The organism is bacterium, assembly GCA_035529855.1.
Taxonomy (GTDB): Bacteria; RBG-13-66-14; B26-G2; order WVWN01; family WVWN01; genus WVWN01.
Map to the genome: position 1 here is coordinate 1 of DATKVX010000071.1, position 3537 is coordinate 3537.

At 58.5% G+C, this 3537-nt stretch carries 5 protein-coding genes; all 5 read right to left on the reverse strand.

What is annotated here, in order from left to right; translation table 11 throughout:
- Positions 1-184 precede the first annotated feature (184 nt).
- Complete coding sequence (locus VMX79_07545) at positions 185-388, reverse strand: hypothetical protein (protein HUV86953.1); 204 nt, start codon at positions 386-388, stop codon at positions 185-187.
- A 9-nt stretch (positions 389-397) separates the two neighbouring features.
- Complete coding sequence (locus VMX79_07550) at positions 398-1396, reverse strand: hypothetical protein (GenBank protein HUV86954.1); 999 nt, start codon at positions 1394-1396, stop codon at positions 398-400.
- Between the two features lie 9 nt (positions 1397-1405).
- Positions 1406-2431, reverse strand: a complete 1026-nt coding sequence (locus VMX79_07555; GenBank protein ID HUV86955.1) for a hypothetical protein — start codon at positions 2429-2431, stop codon at positions 1406-1408.
- A gap of 23 nt (positions 2432-2454) precedes the next feature.
- On the reverse strand, positions 2455-2664 hold the full coding sequence (locus tag VMX79_07560) for a hypothetical protein (GenBank protein ID HUV86956.1): 210 nt from the start codon (positions 2662-2664) through the stop codon (positions 2455-2457).
- A gap of 176 nt (positions 2665-2840) precedes the next feature.
- Entirely contained in the window at positions 2841-3473 is a 633-nt protein-coding gene (locus tag VMX79_07565) for a hypothetical protein (GenBank protein ID HUV86957.1), read from the reverse strand.
- Positions 3474-3537: the final 64 nt, after the last annotated feature.

Genomic DNA, 3537 nt, shown 5'->3' on the forward strand with positions numbered 1-3537 from the left:
CTGTCCACGTCGCGATTGTCGCGTCGGCGATAAATACCAGCAGCCGCGCGCGCAAGTCCTGCTCGGCTACGATTATCGAGTTATCAAACGCCGTCGGCTCCGCTACGAGGTCAATCGCCGGAATGTATTCGTTTACGAGCACTGCGGTCGTCCACGGCATACGTTACCCCCGGAGGGGGAGGGGTTATTTCCCCTCCCCTTTACTCTCGGGTTTATCTTCTTTAAGTTTCGGCTCCTTATGACTATGTTCCGGCGTAATTACGCCGTCCTCCAGCCATATCGCCACGCGCGGGTCGCCGTCATCGAGCTCGACGACTTCGCCGGGCTTTATAACCTTCGTCTCCGGCATAATGCCCTGGTCACCTACGAGCTTATATTTTCTAATCACGGCGCCTCCTTATACGACCGTTCGAGTCCACAGAAAGCCGCTGTTAGTGCGCGTCGCACCCGTCGTAGGTGGTACTATCTGCGCGCCAAGATGGTCGTTAACCTCATAAAGTGTAGAGTGATGTGTCTCGAGACGGTACGCGTTTTTCGGTGCCGGATTGCCGGGTGCCCGGAAGGTATAGCCGAACGACGGTTCAAAGAGTTTGCCACCCGATGGTACGTAGGCTAAGCCAGCGCAGCCCGTCTGCGCAGCAGGCGTCCCGGCCCAAGGGTTATAAAACGCGGTGTTTGCGTCATTGCGAATTAACCCCTCGGCCACGAGAACCTTGCTAGCGCCGATAAGGACCGCGAAGGCTTCCTTCGTAATGAGCTCCGGCGCCAACGGCGTAGCCGTCGCGATACCGCGTATAAGCGCCGCCTGCGTTCGAACCTCGGTATTAAGCTGTATGTTCTGCCACGTTACGTCGTCGCACCAGAACACGTTCGGCTTTCTACCGATTAAGTTCTTAACGGCGTTAGACGCAGGGAAAATATGAGTCGTAAGCATCGTCGTCGCCGGGTTCGCCCAAGCCGCCGCGAGGTTAAGCGTCAAAGGCACAACGTTGTTGTAACTCGCCGCCGAAATCCCGACGAGGGCACACTCAACCTCGTGGCCGCGCAGAATTACGTCCATCGACTGCTGCGCCGCCCAGGTCGCCGGGTCGAGGTTCGGGAACATCCACTGTTCGTACATGGCATCCGTAACCGGCGTCGTCCAGTTGCGGTAATGCATCGCGATGGTAGCGCGGCTCATACGAAGCTCGCCGATATTGACCATCGCGCCGTCGGCGTAGCTTGTTTCAAACGCCCGCATATTCGCGGGGTCCATCAGCGGGACAGTACCGCCGTCATAAGCGAAGGGGAATTGGGTAAAGAGGTCCAGGCCGATGTACCCTTCAGCTTTATATCCGTAGATTAGGTTTTGGACGACGGGGTTAATCCCGAGTCTTACGTCAAGTAAACTCGGCATAGAGCCTCCTTATGGTTGCTTGAGCGTCTCGATTTGAACGTAGTCCACCGCGCCGGTATTAGTGAAGGCCGCGATGTTCGTTAGCATCCAGCGCGTAGAGTACAGGTTGGCCGTCATCACGTTAGTGGCGATAGCAGCCACGGGCATAGCTACGTCATCAACAGCCCACGTAATAGCACCCGCGTTATCCACCTGGATTTCCAGTTTATACGGTGTGCCTCCGACGACGGCTATACCAGAGTCCGCCCGCTCCACGCCCGTAGTATCGTCGACCTCCAACATCCAGTTGGGGCCCTGAGCCGTGTCGTAGATGACCTCTACCAGTTCGTCAGCGGCGATATAGAAGCCGATTTCGAAACGCTGAGTCTGAAGCGCCGTTAATTCCACGACGGTTTCGAGGCGCGGCTCATAGGCCCGCGATTGCCCGGCGATAACAGAAACCGTAGACTCCATATCGCCGCCAGCGGCGGCCGTAACCATCTCCGACCAGCCAGGCCGAACCGTTGGAGTATTCGTGCCCGCGCCCACGACGCCGGCTGTATTCCACTTAACGTCGTATAGCGCCTGAACGCCGTCGGTGAAGTCGTCCTGCCAAGTGATGTGGCTTGAACGGTCGTGATAACCCGTAATTAAATCTTCGGGCCCTTGGCCGGGGTTAAAGTCGCCTGTGAGTGTAGCGTCCGTGAACGTACCGGCGGCGGGAGTCGTTCCGCCTATAACGCCCTGGTAGCCCGTAGCATCCCAAGTACCAACGTTTGCCGTAGCTACCGATACCCCCGGACTATCAGCCGCTACCTCGTAAAACCCCGAAGTAAGGGAGCCGGTAAAGTTAATCGACGGTAAGGCCGCCGTACCGGCGGGGTACGAAGTCGCGGCTTGGAACGTCAGCGTACCGGGAACGGTAATGGCATCCCCGACCGCATCGCCCAGCGCCACCGTCCCGTTAAGCGCAACCGGCCCCGTAACGACGAGGTTAGTAAACGCGCCGAATACCGGAACGGCCGCAATTAAAAGCGCGAATATTAATCGTTTCATCTTTTCTCCTTTAGGTTATCCGCTTACACTACGGGAGCGGCGGACAGCCAGAAGTGAACCTCGGCCAGCTCGGCGGGCGCAGCCGCGGCCATCGTGACGAACCCAGCTACGTTTGCAGCGCCCCCGGCGTAGGGAATAACCATGCCGGCAGCGTCGGTCTGCACCCAGGCAAACGTACCGCCGCCCGCGATGAGCGGAATAGCCGCACCGGTAGTTATAAGCGTCGAGCCCATGTCTTCACACGCACCCCAAGACCCAGCTATAATGTCTTCGGGTGCACCGCCTTTTACCGGTTCACCGGCAACGGTGCACTGCTCATCTGTCAAGCCGATAAAACGGTTATGGGTAACGAGAACCGTCGGGTGAATGGTGATAGCTCGAATTGGATGTTTCGCTGGAGATACCATCGTTAAACCTCCTGTTCTTTTCGCCACTCGGCCAATACTTCGGCTTGGGCGACGTTAATGCTGATGCCTTTTTCGCGGGCGCGGTTCCTAGCCGCAGCGGTCAACGCCACCTGCGTATCCTCGTCCTCGGGCATACTCTTGTTGTCGGACGCCGCTATCGGCTTAACCAACGCCTTCTTCGGCGGCTTGGTAAGCGCGGCCGGGTCCTCGAGCTTCGCCGTGCCCTTAGCCAACAGCACGTTTTTGAACCATTCACGCGCCGGCGCCTTAACTACCTTCGCGGGATCATCCGCTTCCGTGAGTACGACTTCCGCCTCGGGTGGTATTAACGCCAGCAGTTGCGCTATCGGCTTCTCGAAGCGCGGCTCGGCCTTCGCCGCCAGACAGAGTTCCTTGGATTCGGCGAGTAGCGTCGCGGCGGTGAACTCTATTTTTTGCGATACAAGCGCCTTTTTGAGTTCGCCTACCTCGGCGGCTAACGCCTTGACCTCGGGGTCCCTTGCCGGTTCGCCCACCGGCGGGGCCGCGGCCACGACGGGCGCGGGCGGAGCTAGGACAGCGCCCTCTTCGGGTTCGCCCTCCAGCCTCGCCGCAACGTCCTTTAGCGCCGCGATAGCCTTTTCTTTGAAGCTCATACGGCCTCCTTGGTTCGCGGCTGTTGCCGCGGTTTTGGATTTACGGTATTTGCCGTCTTCGCCT